This is a genomic window from Paenisporosarcina sp. TG20, assembly GCF_000286315.1.
Lineage (GTDB): Bacteria > Bacillota > Bacilli > Bacillales_A > Planococcaceae > Paenisporosarcina.
On the sequence record NZ_ALJG01000092.1, the window covers coordinates 1 to 2407 of the forward strand.

At 39.6% G+C, this 2407-nt stretch carries 1 protein-coding gene; it reads right to left on the reverse strand.

Annotated elements, in window-relative coordinates; translation table 11 throughout:
• Window positions 1–712: 712 nt before the first annotated feature.
• Window positions 713–2071 carry an IS110 family transposase gene (locus B371_RS0100680; protein WP_019412425.1) on the reverse strand — a complete coding sequence of 453 codons (1359 nt, stop codon included), beginning with the start codon at window positions 2069–2071 and terminating at the stop codon, window positions 713–715.
• Between the last annotated feature and the right edge of the window lie 336 nt (window positions 2072–2407).

Consider the following 2407-nt stretch of genomic DNA (forward strand, 5'->3'; position numbering starts at 1 on the left):
ATTATTCATAATCAACACGCTTAGTATTTTTCTTTTGAAAATGGACATTGCCAAATATATTGTTTAGTAATTTTTAGAACTATATCTGATCACGGTTATTTAAAACAGGAGAATGATTGTAGTGAAAGGCGTCGACTCTAGTGAGACCCCTCATGATCTCACAATGGAACAAAGGCTAAGAACGCCTCAACGCGCGAAGCAACGCCTTCGTACCAACACCCTATTGGCCTGAAGAGGCTCACGGATCGCCCGCGGAAAGCGTCCGCCTGTTTCTGCATCGCTACGCTAGCTTCGAAACATGAAAGTGCGTTGTAACGGAAATCACTAGACTTTAAAGAAGGCTATCTTATAAAGGACCGGGCCGAATTTGCCCGTTTTTTCTTACAAGATAAGCGTACAATGTCAAATACTTTTTTCAAGTTTTTAAGTAACTCAAATACACCTACCGTAAATTCCTTTTTTTACAAGTAGCAATTAACCAAGTTTTTATGAAACAGGTACCTTTTTCTTGATTCAGAAATTGGCGTTCACTCGTTTTCTTAAGCTGCATTGATGCATTCTGGCATTGAGTTCAAAATTGAATTTAACGTACTGATTCGCATTTACAGAACGAGTGGGATAAGGCTTATCTGCGAGGTCTAGGCCTCATGAAAGTTTGATTCGATCTCCACTCGAACCAAAAGAAAGGCACCTGTTTATTTGTCCATTTTAATTAAGCTGCTATAGGAAAATTTAGTTTTTTAGAAATTTCCTTTTTATATTCAAAGTCTGGATTATTCCATTCAAACGGTTTTTGATTTTTTAGCATGGCAAAGGCAATTTTGATAAATTTGTTTCCCATTGCGATATTAATTTTACCTGCTTTTTTGCCTTTCTCTTTTAACCGGACTGCAAAAGGCTTCAGGGCATCATTGTGTCTGGCAAGGCAACGTCCGGCAGTATAGATAGCTCTACGCAGATTAGCGTTCCCTTGTTTGGATATGCGGCCAAAATAACCGCCGTTAGGCCCTGATTGTTTAATCACGGGATTGGTACCCTCCTTTTTAATGAGTTGGCCAGCATTCGTGTAATGAGAAAGATCCCCCATTTCACAATAAATCTCGGCAGCTGTCGGAAGGCCTATACCTGGAACTGTGAGAAGAAGGACCCCATCCGTCTCAATGAAGATGCGTTCTATCTCCTCCTCGTACTCATTTATGGTTTGGGTATGCCATTCATACGCTCTAAGCTTTTGTTTTAAGAAAAACAGCTCGCTTGAGAGCTGATCCAACGGCTTCGAGACACTTTCTTTGGCTGCGAGGAGAAGCTTGTCCATCGCGGTTTTCCGAATTTTCAGGTTATGTTTTTTGGACAATTTCCTCAATCCGATTTCTCCTAGTTCTAGAATTTGAGAAGCATGTGGAAAGTGAGTTAACAAGTGTAGACTCGCTTTTCCCCAAAAATCACTAAAGATTATTTGGGTTTTGAGTTTTTTGTCTACGAGTACACTGATTCCCTGGTATTCACGCCAGATGTGATCGTGTACGACACGTATCTCCATCTTGATGCGTGAGCGCTTATTGATTTCACTTCTTCTTGCCCGGGTAAGGTTTTGGAGCTGTCTATACGCTCCTGAAGTCAGCTTAGAGTTGGTGGCTTTATTGCCCACCAATGCCTCAGCAATCAGATACAAATCAATGTCATCCGTTTTAGTGTACGTAAGATGTTGTTTACGTTCTTCATGGGTTGAAGATGGATTTATGATGTGAATAGAGTAGCCTGCATCAGTTAAAATACGCACGATGTCTTCGTAGTAATGGCCGGTCGCTTCTATTCCCACAAACACCCGTTCAGCTTGACATGTCAGTTTGGCCTCCTCGATTTTCTCAATAAGGTGCTGCATGCCAGTCTGACTAACCATGAATGAAAAGGGAATGTGTACCACTTCGCCAAAATAATTCAGAATCATCGCTTTCTGTAAAACCTTTGAAACATCGATAGGTACAAGCAAGACTTTCTCTAGATTAGCACCTCTAAGTTCTTTTGCGAATTGACTTCTCCTTAAACCTTGTTTACCATTAAATAGTCTCATTGACTATGTCCTCCTTCTTGGGTGGGTGATTGGACTACTTGGTTAAGTACTTCAATCCTAACATAGTCACTGGGGCTTTTTTGTTTCTAAATCTATTATTTCACACACCAGAAAGTATATGACCATTGAGTCCAAGAACTCAGTGTTCATGGTGTATTTAGTATATAGAGACTAACATGCTAAAACGGTAATAAGAAGTCGTGAATTCCTTTTTTAGAAAAGCAAATTTCCTATCAGTGGAAGTGAATTTTATTCAGTGATATATTCTTGTTTAGTAATATTTGGGTTGTACATAAAAAATCATTCTATATAGTAGACTAACATAATTAAATGGGA